Source organism: Fontimonas sp. SYSU GA230001, assembly GCF_040066175.1.
Taxonomy (GTDB): Bacteria; Pseudomonadota; Gammaproteobacteria; order Nevskiales; family Nevskiaceae; genus Solimonas.
This window is the reverse complement of sequence record NZ_JBEAAM010000051.1, coordinates 1-1,840: the sequence shown is the minus strand read 5'-3', so window position 1 is coordinate 1,840 and position 1,840 is coordinate 1. Positions and strand designations below refer to the sequence as shown.

Genomic DNA, 1,840 nt, shown 5'->3' with positions numbered 1-1,840 from the left:
ATCGGGATAGGGGACGCCGAGGATACCCTCAGCGTTCCCCTCCCACACCACCGGACATGCGGGTCCGCATCCGGCGGTTCGAGCGGTTGAGGTTACGCGACAAGGCGCGGTACCCCGAGTGTGTCGAAGAAGGCGTTCGGCAACGCCACGTTCAGCAGCTTCGCGCTGTTGCGCCACCAGCGGCGGCTGTTCGCCGCCACTCGCTGCGCGGCGGAATCGGACATCCCGCGCGCACGCAGCTCGCGGTAGATCGTCGTCCCGCGCTTCCACTGCTTGAGCTGCACCATCCGCAGCCGGTGTCGCAGCCATTCGTCCAGATCGCTGAAAATCCGCGGCGTCTGCGCGAGCTGGAAGTAGTGCTTCCAGCCCGGCAGGTAGCTCCGCAAGTCCTCGGCGACCCGTGTCAGGCTTCGGCCACCGTTGCGGCCGGTGATCTGCCGCACCCGCGCTTTCATCGCCGCCAGCGATTTGGCGGCAACGGCACACTTGACCTCGCCTGTCCGGGTCCAAAATCCATATCCCAGAAAAGGCCGGCTCGTCGCCGTCGCCACCGCGCTCTTGGTCTGGTTGATCCGCAGGTGCAGCTTGCCGTAGAGCTTGCGCAGTCCCGCCATCACCCGCTCGCCGGCCTTGCTGCTCCGTACATAGACGTTGCAGTCGTCGGCGTAGCGGACAAAGACGTGACCGCGCGCTTCCAGTACCTTGTCCACCTCATCCAGCAGCACGTTCGCCAGCAGCGGCGACAGCGGCCCGCCTTGCGGCGCGCCCTCAAACCGCTCGATCACTACCCCGTCGGCCATGATTCCGGCTTTCAGGTAGCCGTGGATCAGCTTGAGCACCGCAGGGTCCGCGATCCGCTTTGCCAGCCGCCCCATCAGTACGTCGTGGTTGACCCGGTCGAAAAACTTCTCCAGGTCCACATCCACTACGAAACAGTGTCCAGCCTGTATGTGGGCGCGCGCCTTGCGTATCGCCTGATGCGCGCTGCGCCCGGGCCGAAACCCGTAGCTGCTGTCCGAGAACGTCGGATCGAATCGCGGCTGCAGCGCCTGCAGCGCGGCTTGTTGGATGAAACGGTCCAGCACCGTCGGTATCCCCAGCGTCCGCACCCCGCCGCCACCCTTGGGTATCTCACACCGTCGTACCGGCTGCGGTCGGTAGGTCCCCGCGAGCAGCTGCCCGCGTATCTCCACCCAGTGGGTCGCCAGATATTCCGGCAGCTCTTCCACGCTCATCCCGTCGACACCGGGACTGCCGTGGTTCTTCTTCACCCTCTTCAGGGCTTGCTTCAGATTGTCGCGTGCGACGATCCTCTCCATCAGACCGTCGCTTCCCGAGCGCTCGTCTCGATGTCTCTCCGGCCGCACTTCACCGCCGCGCGGAACTCCGCAGGCTTCACCTGCGTCGCTCCGTCGCAGCCCCGCTCGCGCGGGTGGCTGGTGCCCTGTGCCGCCGCGATCCATCGTCGTTTCGCTCTCCCCCTCGTTCGGCCCTTCGCCGTCGCCGGCTACTACGGCCTCTGCTGACTTCTCGCTTGCGCCAAGGTGGGGCTCCAAGCTCGGCGTCGCCCTTTCGGACGTGCAGCGAGATCTCCCCGGGTAAGAACGCAGTCCTTCCTCACGCAGCCGCCGGATCTACGCCGCCTGAGCTTTGGCCACAAGAGCTTTGCAGTCGTTTGCCTGCTCGCCCTGCTCGGCATCGCCTCGTATCCGGTTCTTGTACATCGGCTCGTGATTTCGCTCCACGCTTCCTCTCCACGGTCAGTCACCCTCCCGCAGTTGCGCTTCGCTTGGCTTACTGTGGCCAGCTCACCGGAGGACTTACACCTCCAAGACTGCGC

At 65.4% G+C, this 1,840-nt stretch carries 1 pseudogene; it reads right to left on the bottom strand.

Annotated elements, in window-relative coordinates:
• Positions 1–92: 92 nt before the first annotated feature.
• Positions 93–1,337 (bottom strand): annotated as a pseudogene (gene ltrA, locus AAG565_RS15680) (group II intron reverse transcriptase/maturase); the annotation flags it as partial.
• Positions 1,338–1,840: the final 503 nt, after the last annotated feature.